General features: G+C 61.2%; 10 protein-coding genes. 2 read left to right on the forward strand and 8 right to left on the reverse strand.

The genetic code is table 11. The annotated features are described in order from the left end of the window. Positions 1-115: 115 nt before the first annotated feature. Positions 116-1093: an aliphatic sulfonate ABC transporter substrate-binding protein gene (locus tag IY145_RS11275; protein WP_210332655.1), complete on the forward strand. Its 978-nt coding sequence runs from the start codon at positions 116-118 to the stop codon at positions 1091-1093. A 1005-nt stretch (positions 1094-2098) separates the two neighbouring features. Continuing rightward, positions 2099-4606, forward strand: a complete 2508-nt coding sequence (locus tag IY145_RS11280; protein ID WP_196408302.1) for a TonB-dependent siderophore receptor — start codon at positions 2099-2101, stop codon at positions 4604-4606. Positions 4607-4762: 156 nt separating this feature from the next. Here the strand turns inward: IY145_RS11280 and IY145_RS11285 are convergent, their stop codons facing one another. The 8 genes from IY145_RS11285 to IY145_RS11320 all read right to left on the reverse strand — a co-directional run bounded on the left by IY145_RS11285 (position 4763) and on the right by IY145_RS11320 (position 18365). Beyond that, the gene (locus tag IY145_RS11285; RefSeq protein WP_196408303.1) at positions 4763-6670 is read right to left on the reverse strand and encodes a TonB-dependent siderophore receptor; all 1908 of its coding nucleotides are present in this window, start codon (positions 6668-6670) and stop codon (positions 4763-4765) included. Between the two features lie 353 nt (positions 6671-7023). Beyond that, on the reverse strand, positions 7024-7683 hold the full coding sequence (locus tag IY145_RS11290) for a hypothetical protein (protein ID WP_196408304.1): 660 nt from the start codon (positions 7681-7683) through the stop codon (positions 7024-7026). Between the two features lie 99 nt (positions 7684-7782). After that, a complete protein-coding gene (locus tag IY145_RS11295; RefSeq protein WP_196408305.1) occupies positions 7783-8586 on the reverse strand; it encodes an N-acyl homoserine lactonase family protein in 804 nt (267 codons plus the stop codon). Between the two features lie 95 nt (positions 8587-8681). After that, on the reverse strand, positions 8682-9515 hold the full coding sequence (locus IY145_RS11300; RefSeq protein ID WP_196408306.1) for a class I SAM-dependent methyltransferase: 834 nt from the start codon (positions 9513-9515) through the stop codon (positions 8682-8684). Between the two features lie 51 nt (positions 9516-9566). Beyond that, a complete protein-coding gene (locus tag IY145_RS11305) occupies positions 9567-11462 on the reverse strand; it encodes an FAD/NAD(P)-binding protein (protein ID WP_196408307.1) in 1896 nt (631 codons plus the stop codon). A gap of 58 nt (positions 11463-11520) precedes the next feature. After that, positions 11521-12894, reverse strand: coding sequence for a KamA family radical SAM protein (locus IY145_RS11310; protein ID WP_210332656.1), 1374 nt, complete (start codon positions 12892-12894; stop codon positions 11521-11523). A 135-nt stretch (positions 12895-13029) separates the two neighbouring features. Further along, positions 13030-14880 (reverse strand): asparagine synthase (glutamine-hydrolyzing), encoded by a 1851-nt coding sequence (gene asnB / locus IY145_RS11315; protein WP_196408308.1) that lies wholly within the window; start codon positions 14878-14880, stop codon positions 13030-13032. A 335-nt stretch (positions 14881-15215) separates the two neighbouring features. After that, a complete protein-coding gene (locus IY145_RS11320; RefSeq protein ID WP_196408309.1) occupies positions 15216-18365 on the reverse strand; it encodes an efflux RND transporter permease subunit in 3150 nt (1049 codons plus the stop codon).

Genomic DNA, 18365 nt, shown 5'->3' on the forward strand with positions numbered 1-18365 from the left:
GCAAAGGCGCGATGACGCCCTTATCAGACTATGTAATCTCTGGAATAGATAGTCTTATTGCGATAGACTGAAGAATGCGGCGGCTTGTCGCCGAACCAGCCCGAGCGAGGCGTTCATGACGAGACGATTTTGGAAATCCGCGACCGCCAGAGTCTTGGCGATGGTCGCGACATTGCTTCTCGCGTCCGCAGGAGGACGCGAGGCTTCCGCCGCGGAAGACGTTCTGCGCATCGGCTATCAGAAGTCCTCGTCGCTTCTCATTCTTCTCAAAGGGCAGGGCGCGCTCGAGAAAGCGCTGGCTCCATTGGGCGTCAAGGTCGCCTGGTATGAATTCAGCTCCGGCCTGCCGCTTCTGGAAGGCGTCAATGTCGGCAGTATCGATTTGTCGGCGGACGTCGCCGAGCCTGTCCCGCTCTTCGCCCAGGCGGCAAGCGCCAAATTGACCTATCTCGCGCAGGAAAAGCCGTCGCCGACAGGTCAGGCGATCGTCGTGCGCAAGGACTCGCCGATCAAGACGCTCGCCGAGCTCAAAGGCAAGAAGATCGGCTTTGCGAAAGCCGCAGGCGTCCACTACCTGACTCTACAAACCCTGGAGAAGGCCGGCGTAAAGCTCAAAGAGACGGACGTCGTTTATCTTCAGCCTGCCGACGGACGAGTGGCTTTCGAAAGAGGCGCGATAGATGCTTGGGCGATATGGGATCCGTTTTTGGCGGCCCTGCAGAAGAGCGTCGACGTCAGAGTGCTTGCGGACGGCGCCGCAGCCGGCGTGAGCTATCGGCGATTCTATCTGGCGTCGACGAAATATGCATCGAGTCGACCCGACGTCTTGAAGATCGTCGTCGACGAGCTCCGGAAAGCCGGGGAGTGGATCAAGACGCAACCCAAGGACGCCGCGGAGCGCCTGGCTCCGCTCATCGGGCTCGACGCGGCGACCGTCGAACTCGCCAATAGTCGACGCAGCTATGCCGTGGCGTTGGTGGACGAAGACGCGCTCGCCGAGCAGCAGAAGATTTCCGATGCCTTCACCGAGGCTGGGCTTCTGCCGCGAAAGTTGGACGTGCGAGCAAACGAGGTATGGAAAGGAGCACGTTGAGCTCCGAGCGCGAGACTGCGCGGAAAAGCGTCAAAAAAGGGAACGCCGCATCCATCCGCACGGCTTTGATGCGGGATAGAAGATCAAGGGCGAGACGCAGCATATTCTGTCGATACGATAGGCGTGCTGCTTCATACGCTCGTCCATCCGGCCGACATTCAGGCTCGTGATAGCGGCGTTCTCCTTCTCATCACGATGTTCGGAACGTTCCCGCTTCTGCAAAAGCTGTTCGCAGACGGCGCCTATCGGGGCCGCAATTTTGCGATGCGCAGACGAAGGCGTTGCCTAACGTCGTCACCGAGATCGTCGAGCGCTCGGGCGCGGCCAACGGCCTCATGGACCTCCTCTCCGAGATGCAAAGGCCACTCGGCATAGCAGTCATAGGGGGATTGATCATGAGCGATTTTTAGACGCCCGACGCGACGCCGCGTGATCTCTATATCGATCGGCTGCAGAATCGGCGGTCTTCGTTCCGGTTTTGGACTCGACGATTCTCGAGGACAATCGACCTCGAATTCGTTCCTAGTCGCCGCCTCCACGATTCCAAGATCGTGTCGGACAGTACGAACAAACGCGAGTTCATCGTCGACGGGCCGAGGAATTCGAGATCACGCTCGGCGAGCGCAGGCATATCGCTGACGATCGGCTTTGTCGCGCCCGCGACGGGCGCGCGCTCGCCACGCGCCGGCATTCCGCGTGTCGCTTCGTTCCCGAGGGGCTGCGGCAAGCACAAGAAACATTTTTGCAATATCCGCATCTGACGAAGACAAAATACCTTGCCGCGCTGCGAGATAGGCTAGTTAATTTCAAATAAATAAATATCAGCGCATTTTTATTCTCCGCATGAACCCGCTATGCTGACGTATTTCGTGATTTTATGTTGCGCGTATCGCATAATTGCGCCTACTATTCTAATGGTTTGAAAACATGCCGCCACACGACGGGCATCGGCGCGCTCCTTCGCGCGCTCGTGATCCGCAACTTCTTTCATTTGGAGAAGAATTCATGATTTTTCCTGCCGACGCCCGCGCCGCTCGCGAAAAACCGCGTCATCATTATCGGCGGTCGAAGCAGATCGGCGCCAGCGCATCGGCGCTCGCCCTAGCGATCATGACGTCGCCGGCGGGCGCCCAGACGTCGGCAGAGTCGAGGCCGCGTGAGGCGACGATAGAGGATGTCATCGTGACCGGCACACGCGACTATGGCGTCAAGGCGCGCGAGAGCACAGCGCCCGTCACCGTCGTCAGCGGCGAGCGACTGAAGGCGACGGGTCGCACCAATATCGTCGATGCGCTTCAACGTCTCGATCCGTCCTATTCGATCTATGGCGTCGGTGGCGATCTCAACAATCTCGTGCGCTCGCCACGACTGCGCGGATTGACCGCCAGCCATGTGCTGGTGCTCGTCAACGGCAAGCGGCGTCACGGCACCGCCAATCTATCCTCTTCGGGCTTCACCAAAGGCGCGGCGGGCGCCGATCTCGACCTCATTCCGGTCGCGCTCGTCGATCATATCGAAATTCTCGAGGATGGCGCCGCCGCCCAATATGGCTCGGACGCCATCGCCGGCGTCATTAACATCATATTGAAGGCCGACTCCGACGGCGGCGGCGTCTCCGCTCTCGTCGGCTCCTATGGGCAAAGCTATAATCCGAACACGCATGGCAATGGGCTGACGCGCAATCTGCAGGCGGACAAGAGCTTTGCGATTGGCAATCAGGGCTTTCTGACGCTCGGAGCCGATCTCACATCTCATCTGCACAGCAATCAGACCGGGCCCGATCGCACATCCGACGGGACGGGCCTGCGCGTCGGCCCCGGAACTGCCTATCCCTGGGTCGATCCCAATGTCGCCGCCATCATCGGCGACGCCGCCTATATCAACGGCTCGGCCGGCCTCAACGCGGGCTATGAATTCGACAATGGCGTCCAGTTCTATCTCTTCGGAACGGGCGCGGGCCGTCGCGGCGAGGCGTTCCAGAACTACCGCGCGCCCAATCTCAACGGAACGGCCGCAAGCAAGATCATCGATCCGTCGGGCTTCGTCCCGGCCGAGACCATCCACGAAGAAGATTGGTCGCTGACAGGCGGAGCGAAAGGCAAGGTCTTCGACGATGTGAGATGGGATCTGAGCCTCACCTATGGCTCCGACAAGATCGATGTCGGCTTGAACCAATCGGCCAATGTATCGCTGTTCAACGATACGCTCGCAGCCTTCGGCGCCGGCTGGACGCCGCGCCAATTCTACATCGGCCAATATCTACGCACGCTGCGCACGATCAATCTCGATCTCGGCAAGGAGGTAGCGCCGAGCTTCCTGCCGGCGCCCGTCAACATATCGATCGGCGCCGAGAATCGTCACGAGACCTATGGGGTGCGGCGCGGCGATTTCTTCTCCTATTACTCGTCGGGCCCGGCGGCCTGGGTCGGCATAAGGCCGACCGACGAGAGCGATCACAGCCGCGAATCCTTCGCCGGCTATGTCGATCTCAGCAGCAAGCCGCTGCCAGACTGGAAGATCGACATAGCTGGCCGATACGAGACCTTCAGCGACTTCGGCGACACGATCAACGGCAAGCTCTCGACGCGCTATGACATTTCGCCCGCGATCGCATTGCGTGGAACTGTGAGCACCGGATTTCGCGCGCCGACGCTCGCCGAGGAATTCTTCTCACAGACGACGGTCTCTCCAACCACGGCGACTGTGGTGCTGCCGCCCAACTCCTCGGCGGCGCGCATCGCCGGCGGACAACCGCTGAAGCCGGAAAAGTCGACGAACATCAGCCTGGGCGTCGTGACGGAACCATTGAAAGACCTGCATGTCTCGGTCGACGCCTATCAGATCGATCTGCGCGACCGCGTCGTGACGACAGGCTCGCTGACGGGCCCGACGGCGCTCGCGGCTATTACGGCGAGCGGCAATTCATTGCAACCTGGCGCTGTCGGCACGGTCAGCTTCTTCGTCAACGGCGCCTTCACGAGAACGCGCGGCGTCGATGTGAAAGCCGATTACGCCTATGATCTCGGCTCCTATGGCGCATTGCGTTTCGACGCCGCGGCGAGCTTCATAGAGACGACGATCCTCTCCGTCATCGGGGCGCCCGCGGCCTTCAACGGCGCGCCCTTGCTCAACGCCGCGGCGCGCTCGAACATCACCGATGTGACGCCGCGCACGAAGGTCGTGTTCGGCGGCTCCTACCTCTACGACTCATGGACATTCTCGCTGCATTTCACGCAATATGGAAACATCAGCCAGACGGTGGCGTCGCCGTTCACCGGCAGCGCTCCATTCTTCACCAATGTCATCACGCCGAAATTCATCACGGATGGCGAGATCGCCTATGATTTCGGCTCGGGACTGCGTGCGGCGATCGGCGGCAATAATCTCTTCGGCGTAAGGCCCGACCAGACCGTGCCATTCTCGCGCAACCAAGGCGCCGCCATCTTCCCGGTATTTTCTCCATTCGGCGTCAATGGCGGTTATTATTATGCGCGCGTTTCCCTCAGGTTTTGACCGTTCGAATCGGCTCTGGCGCGCGCAGTGATCGACCCAACGATCACGGCGAAGCAGGGCGAAGGTGATCTTCTTTCCCTCATATTCGAACGCATAGCGCGCCATCAAATTGGCGATCGTATATCCGGGAAGCATCAGCATGTTCGCCGTGTCGGCTCAGACGGCGCCCGAGGAGACGATGCCGGCGCCGAAGCTCAGGCCCGGGAGAAGAGCCCAATCGGGCTCATACACCGCCCATACGCTGCCGGCGAATTTCGGAACGCCAAAGAGACGGTGGCCGAAATTGCCGCTATTGTCCTTCACAATGTTGGAGTCGATATAGGCGATATTCGCGATGAGCTTCAATTCGTCGAGCAATTGCCCGCTGACGTCCGCCTCCCAGCCACGATTGCGCACCGCGCCGGTGAGGACGCGATAGCCGAGCGCGGCGCGCGCCGGATCTGGATCTGGGGTCGCGATATTGGTCTTGGTTATGTCGAACCAGGAAACCGTCGTCGTCAATCGGCTGTCGAACAGTTCCGTCATGACGCCAGCCTCCCACTGCGATCCCTCCGACGCTTTCAGCGCCGGCTGGTTCGGGCCGGCGGAGGTGGGGCCTCCTGTCGTCGACGGGGGACCGAAGCTCTCGACATAATTTCCATAGAGGCTCAGTTGCGGAATCGGACGCCACAACAGTCCGACGCGCGGCTTGACCGCCTCCTGCCGCACTTCCAGATCGATGATCGACGGCGTCGGCAGGAAGGCGTCCGTATGGTCCTTCGCATACGCATTGTCGTAGCGGAAACCCGCGAGCAGATGGAAGCCGAATGGCAATGCGGCTTGATCCTGGAGGTACAGTCCGTAGTATTCTTGCTCCGCCCGGAAACCGGAAGCAGAGTTCGGAAAATTGAGCAGGAAGCCGAGGCTTCCGGTGTGGATGGGATTGAACAGATCGATGGTCGGAACGCCGCTCGTCCGCGAACGCCGCTGCGTGGTTCGCAGATCCGCGTAATAGTCGCCACCGATGAGCAGCTCGTGGGCGATTCCGAACGTGTCGAATTTGCCAGTCACGTCGACATTAGTGAAATAATACTGGGCTTGTGTGGACGAGCCGTTGACGATGCGCGAGACGGGACACGACGCCCAGGTGCATTTCGACTGGGTGATCCCGGTCACGACGGAAGTGCCCGGAGCCGTGTCGCTGCGGAAGTTCGCGTCGAAGCGATGCGTGACCTTCCAATTCTCGTTCAAGGAATGCGACCAGTCGAAGCCGACGCGCACGTCGTAATGCATATCCTCCTGGCTGTTGGGTTCGCCATAGCTCCGAGAGATCGGCGCCGAAAATGGGGAGCCCCAGAACGTCGGAAAGCCGAAATAAATCGGGTCTTTGCTGTGGAAATATTGCACATAGAGATTGGCTTCCGTGTCTCCCGCCGGAGCAAAATGCAGTCGCGGCGCGAGAAACACATGCTCAATGTCGGCGAAGTCACGAAATCCGCTCGAATTCTGATAGGCGGCGTCGAACCGATAGAGCAGCCGCTTGTCGTCCGCGACCGGCCCCGTCATGTTCAATGTCGTACGGTAGAAGTCGAACGAGCCGAATTGCTGCTGGAGTGAATAGGATGGAACTTCGGAGGGGCGTTTGGTCACGAGATTGATGAGCCCGCCGGGCTCCAGGCGTCCGAACAACACGGAGGCTGGCCCCTTCAGCACTTCGACCCGATCGAGATCGACCGTCTCGCGCGAGCCGGGAGTGGAGCGATTGTCCACCCTTACGCCATCGAGATAATATTTGTAGGTCTCGAAGCCGCGGACGGAAAAGCCCGCCTGCAAGCCGCCGACAGGAATCATATAGACGCCGCTGACATTTTGCAGCGCCTTGTCGATGATGACGACCTGCTGATCCTGCAGCACCTGCTGGGGGACGACCTGAACGCTGACCGGCGTCTGCATGATCGGCGTGTCGGTCTTGGTGGCGGTCGATGCGTTCCAGGATTTGTAGGCGGCTTTGTCCTGGCGGTAGCCCGGCGCGGGCGTCGACGTCGCGCCGACGGATGGCGACCTACCGACGTCGATTGACGGCAAGGTTTCTTGCGCGAAAGCGGGAAGGCTGGTCAAAAGGAGCCGCGGCGCGCTGACGGCGTCGCCGGCGGCGTTCCGGATCGATGGCGTGACGGCGGGATGCGTCTCGCAGGCACGGCGTTCAGGAAATCACGCTTGGTCTCGCAGATCACCCGATTTCTCTGATGGCGTTTCGCCACGCGAGCCCGAGATGATCAGCGTCTTCGACGCCGAGACGCGGCTTTCCATCGCCGCGCGCGCCAGCGCCGACGGCAATGAGGTCAAGGCGATGCCGGAGGCGTTGAAAAGCCTCGATCTGAAAGGCTGCCTTCGGTTGAAGCCCCGGGCGGGGATCGAATGGTTTGGCGGTCCTTTCACTACGAACGAACGACGGCTCTCCTCGTCACGCGACGGTCGTCCTGGGTCGAACCCTGCCGACGTGGGATATGGCGAAGGACGAGGGAGGCGAGCAACATCGCCATTTCGACATTCGCATAGATCAGTGAAGGGGCGCGGAGAAGATGCAGGGCGAAGGCGACCACCAGGATGAACCAGATGAAATAGGAGCCGGATCGATGTAGGGCTCGCCACCGCGCCGGCCCGAGCATTTCCGACGTGCGCTCGAATGATGTGAGCGCTAGCACGACCACTGTGAGATATCCAGCTATGCCGAATATTCCGATAACGATTCCGCCGACGGCCGTCTCGAACGAGGCTGGCGCGAGAGTCGCGAAGGAGATGAGGGCCACGACATGCAGCGTCTGGAGGCCCGCGAAGGCGAGGCCCAGATAGCGCCGGTTGCGAAGCTGCCATCGGCTCCATGGGGTCGACCAGAGCCCGTGCAAGGCCGAGGCCGAGAAGGCGAGGCAGAACAAGATCGCGGACACCCTGGCCGTCATCGACACGACGAGCCGGACGCCTTCGACGCTGGGGAAGGCGCTTACGGCGCCAAGGCTCAGAAACGCAGAGAGCAGAACGATGACCGTGACGAGCCACCATCCGGAAAAATATCTTTTCTGCAGATCGAAGGATGACATGGTTGCGCCTCCGCAGACGTGTCGAGGATTTGTTGGCCGGCGCCTGCCGCGGCGTCCGGACCAGTGTCTGGCGAATTCCGATCGCTCGAGAGGAAATCTCTAGAGAGGCTCTTCGTGTAGGGCGACGATGTCTGTCTCGGAGCGCCATTTTGGAAATCGCGTCAGGACCGCCGGATCGTGTCCAGGAATGATGTGCTCCGGACTCGCAGCAAGACGCTCGATGAGCGCGAAGGCTTCGAGCGTCGCTCCCAAATCGACGAGGATCGGAAAGGGATTGCGATCACGGAGATTCGCCCAGAAGTGCGCGCCGTCGCTGGCGAGCACGATGGGGCCGCGCCGAGTGGCGACCCGCACGACCTGCTGGCCCTGGGTGTGGCCGCCGACGAGATGCAGGGTGACGCCCGGCGCCAGGGTCACGTCGCCGTCATGGCAGAGGAGACGTCCCTCGTAGAGGAGGCGCACTAGGGCGATCACGTCCGCGACATCGAATGTGCGGCGTAGAATGTCGTGCCGCATCAGGCGGCCGGTGCAATATTGCATTTCCTTGTCCTGAACATGAAACCGCGCCTCTGGAAACGATGCGAGATTTCCGGCGTGATCATAATGGGCATGGGTGAGAACGACGTCTCGCACCGCGGATGCGTCGATTCCGATCCTGGCCAAGGCTTCGACCGGGTGGCATAGGAGAGCGCGTCCGCGCTTCTGCGCACTCGACGCGGAAAAACCGGTGTCCACGACAATCGTCCTTCCGTCGCCACGGATCGCCCAGACAAAATAGTCTTGCGGCGCCGGCGCCTCGGGGATCTCGCAGCGGAAATAGGCCTCACGGGCCACCCGATCCGGCTGTGTGGCGTAACGCAGCGCATAGACCTCATAGGTCGGCGCCGGATCGAGTTGTGTCATGCTCCCTCCGTGGAGTGAATCTGGCCGCGAGCCCGCGAGTCGAGACGTGGATCCGCGACCGGATTTGACGAATGCGTCCGGTCGGCGCGAAAAGGTCAGTGCTTTCGGAAGACGTACAGGTAGACGCTGCTGGAGACATCCAGCGATCCGGTACGCTCGACATGTTCTTCGACGATCTCCCGCACCGTGCGGCGAAGCGCGTCGCCGCCGGCTTGCGAAACGACATTCTTGTAACGGAAGGTTCGAACGTAGAAGTCGAGAAGAGCTTCGATATTCGGGAAGGTCATCGTTCCGTCGAACCAGGGATTCTCCACCAACGTCAACGAGTCCGGCGCGAACAGCCGAATGTTGGCGGCGCAGAAGCGGTTCGTGCCTGGCGCGGCCAAAGCCGGGTGATCGTGGGCGAAGCCTAGTCTGAGCAAAGCTTCGTCTTGGAATCGGTTGAGCTCGCTCATCCAGTCGAAATCCGCCGTGAGCAAGGAAACGCGTCCTCCGGACTTCGTCAGCTCGGCGAGGCGCGCGAAGGAGGACCGGATGTCCGGCGCGTGGTGGAGGACGAGATTGGCCAGCACCAGATCGAACCGCTCCCGCTCGAAGGGCGCATCATCGATCGAGCTTTGGATGAAGCGATGATTGCCGGCTTCGTCGCCCAGCGCTTGGCGTGTCGCCTCGACCATCTCCTCGGCGATGTCGATCGCCGTGATGTTCACCGACCTCGCCTGCGCCAGTGCGACGCTGAAGCGCCCGTGACCGCAGCCGGCGTCCAAGACCTCCGTGAAGGAATAATTCGCGAGTGTGTCGACATACCATTGTGAGATCGATGTCTTCGCGAGCGTCTCCCACGCTCGGGAGCGAGACGCGAAATCCTCCACGGTGGCATAGTGCCGAGCGAGGTGGTTCCTGTCGAAATAGGTGTCGGTCAATTCCATTGCCGGTTTCCTCGATGGGCCGAGCATGGCCGAGTTGGGTACGACAGCGTCTCAGGAGACGCGCGGGTGAGCCTGCGTCGCGACATGCGAGGCAGGGTAGCGGCTCGCGGTCTGGCGCTCCTCATTCGAGGCCGCGATGACGTCGAGCATCTCCAGCACGCAACGCTCGGCGTCGAGCGTCTGCCGCGACGAGATCATCGGGCGCGGCAGCGCGTGGGTGTAGTAGTGCGGGCCCTCCACCGGGAATCCGAGCGCCCACAGTCGCTCGCAGGCTCTGCCGGAGGAATCGATCGGATGGAGCGCGGCGTCGATGTCGATGCCGCTCGGGTGAAAGTCGCCGTTCCGGTATGGTCGGATCATGCCGCGGGCCAACAAGCCAGCGGTGAGCGGCGAAGAATCGGTCAGCGGCGAGTAAGGATCGAGTCGCGCGATGACGAGAACGTCCGCGTGAACCTTCTCGACCTCGCTTTCATAGCGCGTTTCTATGAAGAAACGCGCTTCTTCCTCGTCGATCGAGACCTGCGCGCCGGGGCCGCCGCCGATGCGGATCAGACCGGCTTCCTGCAGAGCCACCTGCTCGAAATTGCGTCGCTTCGGCGGGCCGAAAGACACGCGATTTATGATTCCGTTGAACGTCTCGATGAAATAGCGATGCGATTCCGGCGTCAGCCCGCCATATTCGACCGCCGCCCGGATCGCCTCACGAGTGTCGCGCAACACATCGCAGGCTGCTTTGACGGGACTGGCCAGATTGCCCTTCACGGCCTCCCGCAGATCGTCGTCCACGAGCCTGTCGAAGAATGCGCCGAAGGCGCGGGATGTGGGAAAGACGATCCCATCGAGCGGATGAAGGATCGCGTCGATGGCGCTCAGCTCCTCGCTCGTCGGCTCGAAACCGGCTGACTCCACAGCGCGGCCTTGCTCGGCCTGTCGATAAGCATAAGCCATTTCCTTGATGACGAGCGGCTGCACGACGCGCTCGAAATCGATCCGCGCGTCGCCGGTGGCCGCGAGCGTCTCGCGCCGGATCGTGGCGATGGCCTCCGGGGTCAAAAACTTCGCATCGTGACGGCCGGAGACGCCCTTCTGATTGACGCCTCGCGCTGCGAACGGCAGGCAATTGCGCGAGAAGAGAATGATTTTGGGCTCGCGGCCAGAAGCGCGGTATCGGAGCCTCCCGTTGTTCTCCTCATAATGGCCGCCTCGCCCGAGCGTCAGCGCGGAAATTGCGTCATGCGCGGTCAGCCCGAAGCCTTGGATCGCGACCGTCGCCGAGGCGGAAATGTCGTCGAGCCGCTCGACCGGATAGGGAGTGGCGTAGAATGCGAGATCGCGATTGCGGCGCGCGTTCCGCTCGACGAAATCGGCGTGAAGCCGATCCTCCTCGGTAGGCTTGCGAACGCCGTGGCCGGTCGCCAGGACGACGAAATCGGCCTGCCGCGAGTGCCCCGCCTGCGTGATGATATCGAAGCCGCCATCGCGCTCGATCAGGTCGACGACCAGCTCCGGGTGGTGGGCGACCTCGACCTCCGCCGGGAGCCGTTCGAGCACGCGTCGGTAGACCCAAGACATATATTCCCCGAGCAACCGACGCGGAAAATGATCGATCTCCGTCATCGAAAGGCCGACGTCGTTCGGCGCGCGCTGGAACCTGTCTCCGACATGCCTATAACCTGCGAGGGTCGCCCATTCGACCAGCGACACGCCGCCTTTCCCGCCCGCGACGCTCTCGGGCGCGAACATTGTGACCTGTGAGGCGAGTGTGTTGATCAGCAGGTGATCGGGCTGGGTCGAGAGATGGACGCCCTCTCCACAGGCGCCGCGATCGAAAAGGTCGATCCGAAGGCGGACGCCTCGTGGAAGGCGGTGAGCGTGCTCCGCCACGCGCTCCAGCACGGTCAAACCTCTCGGCCCCATGCCGACGATCGCCAGGACTGTCGATTGCATCCGTTTATCTCCTCCCGTGAAGTTCGACGGCCAGCACCGGCCGCCGCGTGTCGGCGCCTCAGGCGTCCATCCAGGCGACGGGGAGTCGCGAGCGCGCGAGCAGAGGGGAATCGAGAACGGGCGAACGCCTCGCGTCTCGTTCGAAGAAGAACCGGTTTTCTCCGAATGCCGGAACCAGCTCGTCGAGCCAGGTCGCATCGGGATCAAATTTCGCGTAGAAGGGGCGGCGAACGAAATCCGGGTTTCGCGCCTGCAGAAATTGCAGCGCGAATACCTTCTCCCCGTGCAACTCGACGACCCCGTCCACGACGACTTTGCCGGGATGGGCGCTCATCGAGGGTCCGCGCACGGTCCGCGCCAGGCCGGAGACCGCGCGGTAGGCGGCGCGAAAAATCTCATAGGCTCGCGCCAACGGAAGCCTGAAATACTCGCGCGGGCCGGTGTCGCGCTCCACGAACATGTAGTATGGCACCGCACCGAGACGGACCGCAGTCGTCCAGAGCTCGGCCCAATCTGCCGGATCTTCGTTCACATGCCGGATCAGCGGCGCCTGAATTCGCAAGCTCGCGCCGGCGCTGATGATGCGACGCACCGCTTGTTGAGCGATCGGATGTTGGATCTCGCGTGGATGGTTGTAATGCCCCATCAATGCGAGGTTGCGTCCAGAAGCGACCACCTTCTCGAACAGGCGAAGCAGCTCGTCCGCGTCTGGATCCGTGACGAAGCGCTGTGGCCAATAAGCGACGGACTTCGTTCCAATGCGGATATTTTGGACATGTTCGAGATCGGGCGCAAGAAGCGGCTCGATATATTTGGCGAGCACGCGAGCGCTCATGACCAACGGATCGCCGCCAGTGATCAGCACATCGGTGATCGAAGGATTCTGCCTGAGATACGCGACCAGTCCGTCGGACGTTCGGGCGTCGAACTTCAACTCGTCCATGCCGACGAATTGCGGCCATCGGAAGCAGAAGGTGCAATAGGCGTGGCAGGATTGCCCGGCGCTCGGGAAGAAGAGGACGGTTTCGCGGTATTTGTGCTGGAGGCCATGCAGTGGCGCCCCGTTCAGCTCCGGGACATTGTCGGTCGTCTGTCCGGCGGGATGCGGATTCATGCGCATTCGGATGCGGCGCACGATCGCTTCGATTTCATTCTCCCGCGCGCCGGCCCGGATCAGGCCGCGCAGAGCGGCATATTCCTCGACGCGCAGCATGCTGCGATGAGGAAAAGTCAATCGGTAGATCGGATCGTCAGGGACATCACTCCAGTCGATCAGCCCGTCGAGGACGTGAGAATTCACTCGGAATGGCAGCACCCTGGATACGATTTCGATCGCCTCGCGATGCTCGGCGTCGAGGAGCGACCATTGTGGCGCATTCTTCATTGTCTGCGACGTAAAAGGTTTGAACTTCGGATGGCCAGCGTCAATCATAGGCTCGATCTCCCAGACGTCGGCGCAGTGATGATCCACGCACGATCGGACGGCGCCTGCAGTTGCAGATTCACAGAGAAGGCGGGTCGACACGCAGCCGGGAGCGGCGCGCCGAGACGCGACTTCATCTGGTGCTCAGATGTCGAGATCGACGCGATAGTCCGACATCCAGAGATTGAGGCCGATGGCCAGCTCGATCGCGATTCGATCCTGGCGCGGCGAGGATACGCCGACCGGCCGTCGCAGAACCTCATGAACGCGTCGCAGATCGAGCAGAGGTCTGACCGGCGCGGACCCGTCGGAGACGATATCGGCCAGCGTGGCGCGCAGCGCCTGTTCGTAGGCAGGATCCTGCGTCGCGGGATAAGGATTCTTCACGCGGTCGAGAATCACATTCGGGAGAATGTCGCTCGCGGCGGCGCGCAATATGCTCTTCTCGCGGCCATCGAAAGTCTTCATCTCCCAGGGAATATTGAAAGCGTAATCGACCAGGCGATGATCGCAGAACGGCACGCGAACCTCGAGGCCGACCGCCATGCTCATGCGGTCCTTCCGGTCCAGCATGATCTGCATGCAGCGGGTCGCATGAACATAGACCTCCTGCCGCATGCGGCGGTTCACCGGACTCTCGCCCGGTAGGACCGGAGTTTCCGCCAACGCCTGAGCATAGCTGTCTCGACGGAAGCCCGGCAGGTCCAACCGCTCCACGAGCCCGCGGTCGAGCAGCGCGCTGCCGTCGAAGAACTTGCCGGTCACGGATGTCAGCCAACCGAAGGTGTTCTCTTTCAGAGAGTCCGGGTCGTGGAACCACCGATAGCCACCGAAGATTTCATCTGCCGCCTCGCCGGACAGGGCCACTGTAGACTGCCGGCGCACCGCTTCGAACAGCCGATAGAGAGACGGCCACATATCTCCCCAAAAAGACGGAGGCTGATCGAGGCTCCGCACGATCGCCGTTCGTAAAACGGGATCCGCCATCGTGCGGCTGTCGAGCATGATCTCGTCGTGGCGGGAGCGAATCCGATCGACCAGGGCGCGCACGAAAGGCGTGTCCGATCCGAGATTGAAGGCGTTCTCGACGAACTCCGATCCATGATCCTCGAAGTCGAGGGAAAACGAGCGGATGTTCTCCTTTCCCTGCTCCAGAAGATGCTTCGACGCCAGCGCCGTGATGATCGAGGAGTCGAGCCCGCCCGACAGCAGGCTGCACAGTGGCACGTCGGCCACGATCTGTTTCTCGACGATGTCTTCGAGCAAGTCGCGCGTGTAGCGGATCGTACGTTCGAGGTTATGCTCGTGTGGACGCGCCTCCAGCCGCCAATACCGCCTTTTCTTCAGTCCGGCCCGACTGACGATGATGAGCTCTCCGGGGAGAACTTCATTCATGCCGGCGAATATCGCACGGCCCGGCGTCTTCACCATGTCGAGGATCTCGCGCAATCCGTCCGCAGTGACCTTCCGTCCGGCGTCAGGATGTGCGAGGATCGCCTTCGGCTCCGAGCCGAACAAGACGCCTTCGCTCGTCTGCGAGTAGAAGAGCGGCTTCACGCCCATCCGGTCCCGAACGAGCAGGAGCTTTTGGGCGGCCACGTCCCAGATGGCGAAGGCGTACATGCCGTTCAGCCTCTCTGCGAACTGCTCGCCCCATTCCAGATAGGCGCGGAGGACGACCTCCGTGTCGCTGCGAGTCTCGAAGACATGCCCTCGCGAACGCAGCTCGTCACGCAATTCCACGAAGTTGTAGACCTCGCCGGTATAGGAGATGACGGCGGCGGCGCCTGCGTTGTTCTGCGCCGCCATAGGCTGGCGACCACCTTCCAGATCAATGATCGCGAGACGTCTGTGTCCCAGTCCGACAGGCCCGTCGATCCAGACGCCTTCGGCGTCGGGACCTCGCAGCGCCATGGTGTCTGTCATACTCTGCAGGATATGGCGCTGTTCCGCCAAGTTTTGGTCGTAAGCGACCCAACCTGCGATTCCGCACATATTGGCCTCCATTTTGGTGACTGAACTAGACTTTCGAGAAATATTTTTGAATTCTGTTTCTTGCGAAACATCAATTCATCAGCCATGGAAGATATTGATTTTTAACTAGCATAGAAATTAGCAATCCACTAAATGATATAATTTTGCCGCCTTATCAGAAATGCTCATAAGTGACGGCTGTATATTCATAAATGTATCATATTTGGAAAATTTTTCCCTCACCTGGCGCAAAGCAATATGCCTCTTCTTCGCCTTTCATTTGGCGCATGGGGGAAAATAGAAAACTGGACAAGGCCGGATCGGCGGTAGCTCGGACCAGCGGCCCTAGGCGCGATTCATATGTCGACAGGAGGGCGCCGCCGCCGCCCTATGAACAGCCGCTGCGCCGTCACGTAGAACACGGGCGTGAAGACCAGACCGAAGAACGTCACGCCCAGCATGCCGAAGAAGACGGTCGTGCCTAGAGTTTGTCGCATCTCCGCGCCTGCGCCAGCAGCGACGAGGAGAGGCACGACGCCGAGGATGAACGCCATGGAGGTCATCAATATGGGCCGCAAACGCAGGCGCGCCGCCTGCACGACCGCCTCGGCGCTGGTCGCTCCCTGTTCCTCCGCCCGTCGCGCAAACTCGACGATCAAAATAGCGTTCTTGGCGGCGAGCCCGACGAGTACGGTGAATCCGATCTGCGCCAATATGTCCACATTCATCGACCGAAGGAGAAGGCCGGTCACCGCCGCGAGCAAGCACATCGGCACGATCAGAACAACGGCGAGCGGCAGGCGCCAGCTCTCATATTGCGCCGCTAGCACGAGGAACACGAGCAGGATAGCCGCTCCAAAAATCGGGAGGGTCGTATTGCCCGCTGTCTTCTGTTGATAGGAAAGATCTGTCCACTCGAAGCCGATCCCCGGGGGCAAGCGCTCGGCCGCGAGTCGCTCCATTGCCTCCAAGCCGTAGCTCGATGCGAATCCTGGCGCTATTCCTCCCTGGATCTCGGCTGCGGGATAAAGATTGTAGCGCGGCACTCGGTAGGGCTCGGATGTCCGTCTCAACTTCACCAACGCGCCGAGCGGGACCATGTCGCCAGAGGCGTTGCGCGTCTTGAGACGCGAAATGTCGTCCATCGTTTTCCGGAAACGTCCGTCGGCCTGCGCCATGACCTGATAGGTGCGGCCGAGATAGTTGAAGTCGTTGATGTAAGCGGAACCGAGATAGATCTGCATCGCTTCGAAAACGAGCTCGGGCGCGACGCCCAGCTTTTGCGCCCGCTCGCGATCGACGTCAGCGTCGATACTCGGCGTGCTGGTCGTGAACGACGTGAACAGCTGCGTCAGACCAGGCTGACGCATGGCGTGAGCGACGAGATCCTGCGCCGCGGTTTCGAGGGCGCGGGGTCCGAGGCCTTTGCGATCCTCCAGCATCATCCGGAAACCGCCCGCTGTCCCGAGGCCGGGCACGGGCGCCGGCGAGATCAGAATAATCGAAGCCTCTTGAATGCCCGCGAGCGCGTTGCCGATCCTGTCGAGCATCAGCGCGGCGGTCTCTCCGCTTCGAGCGCGTTCCTCGAAGGAGGTCATGTTCACGAAGATCGTGCCGGTGTTCGAGGCGTTGGTGAATGTGGCGGCGTCGAAGCCCGCGAAAGCGTTCGTATTCGCGACGCCGGAAACATGCTCGAGCCGAGAGGCGGCCTCACGGATGACCGCGTCGGTTCGACCGACCGAAGCGCCCGACGGCAATGTGACGACTCCGATGAAGTAGCCGAGATCCTGATCAGGAATGAAGCCGGTGGGCGCACGGGAGAGTTGAAAGGCCGTCAGAGCGATCAGCCCTGTATATGCGGCCAGCAGGACCGGCGCCGCCTGCAGAAGTCGGCGGACGATGCGGCCATAGGCTCGAGACAGCCACTCGAAGAGCGCGTTGAAGACTTCGAAGAACACAGCGATAGGTTCGAACCACGCGGGTCTTCCCTCGTCGCGTTTGGCCGGTCGAAAGAGGAGAGCGCAAAGCGCGGGACACAGAGTCAGAGACACGAAGGCGGAGATCAGAGTCGAGGCGGCGATGGTGACTGCGAATTGCCGAAAAAACTGGCCGGATATTCCGGAGATGAAAGCGGAGGGCGCGAAGACCGCGCAGAGCGTCAAGGCGATAGCGACGAGCGCTCCGCCAATCTCGTCCATGGTGCGATGGGCAGCCTCGCGCGGGGACAGTCCGTCATGCAGATTGCGCTCGACATTCTCCACCACGACGATCGCGTCGTCGACGACGATGCCGACGGCCAGAACGATTCCGAACAGCGAGAGATTGTTGAGCGTCATCCCGAACGCCGACAGCGCGATACATCCGCCGACGAGCGAGATAGGGACGGCGATGATCGGCACGATCGAGGCGCGCCATGTCTGCAGGAAAAGGACGACGACGACCACCACGATGACGATCGCCTCGGGAACGGTGCGCATCGACTCGCGAACAGACTGCGCGATGAATGTCGTCAAATCGTAGGAAATGCGATAGCTGAGGCCAGCCGGAAACTGCCGCGCCAATTCTCGCATCGTGGTCTTCACGCGTTCCGCCATTGCGAGCGCATTGCCGCCGGGCTGGAGATAAATCAAAATTAGAACGTCGCTGCGTCCGTCGAGCCAGCCGTTCGCGCCGAAATTCTGGTCGCCGATCTCGACCCGGCCGACGTCCCGCAATCGCGTCACCCGACCCAGAGAATCGGATTTGACCAATATGTCGGCGAATTGCATTGGCTCCGTCAGGCGCCCGAGGGTCTTGATGTTGAGCTGAAAGGCTCCGGGTGAAGGCACCGGCGGCTGGTTCAGGACGCCTGCCGAGACCTGCGTGTTCTGCGCCTGCAAGGCGGCGACGATCTCTCCCGCCGTCAGATTGCGCGCCGCCGCCTTGTCGGGATCGATCCACACGCGCATGGCATAGTCATGGTTTCCGAACACGACTGCATCGCCGACGCCATCGAGCCGCGACAGCGCATCCCTCAGATTCAAAGTCGCATAGCTCGCCATGTAGAGCTGGTCGCGAGACCCATCCGGAGACAGAAGAGAGATCGCCATCATCAGATTGGGCGAACTCTTCTTCACGGCGACGCCGAGCCGCTGCACGACGAGCGGAAGACGGGGAAGCGCGATGGCGACGCGGTTTTGCGTCAGCACCTGGGCTTTGTCGAGATCCGCGCCTAGGCGGAAGGTGACGGTGATGACGAGATTGCCGTCGCCCGTCGATTGGCTCGATAAATAGAGCATGTTTTCGACGCCGTTGATCTGCTGCTCGAGCGGCGTCGCCACCGTCTTGCTGATGACCTCGGCGGACGCTCCTGGATAGGTCGCCGTGACCTGGATCGTCGGAGGCGCGATTTCAGGATATTGTGCGATCGGCAGCTCTGCGTAGGCGATCGAGCCGAGAATCGTGATGAACAAGCTGACGACGATCGCCAGGATGGGCCGTTCTATGAAAACATGCGGGAAGCGCAT

The sequence above is a fragment of the Methylosinus sp. H3A genome (assembly GCF_015709455.1).
In the GTDB taxonomy this organism is placed as follows: Bacteria; Pseudomonadota; Alphaproteobacteria; order Rhizobiales; family Beijerinckiaceae; genus Methylosinus.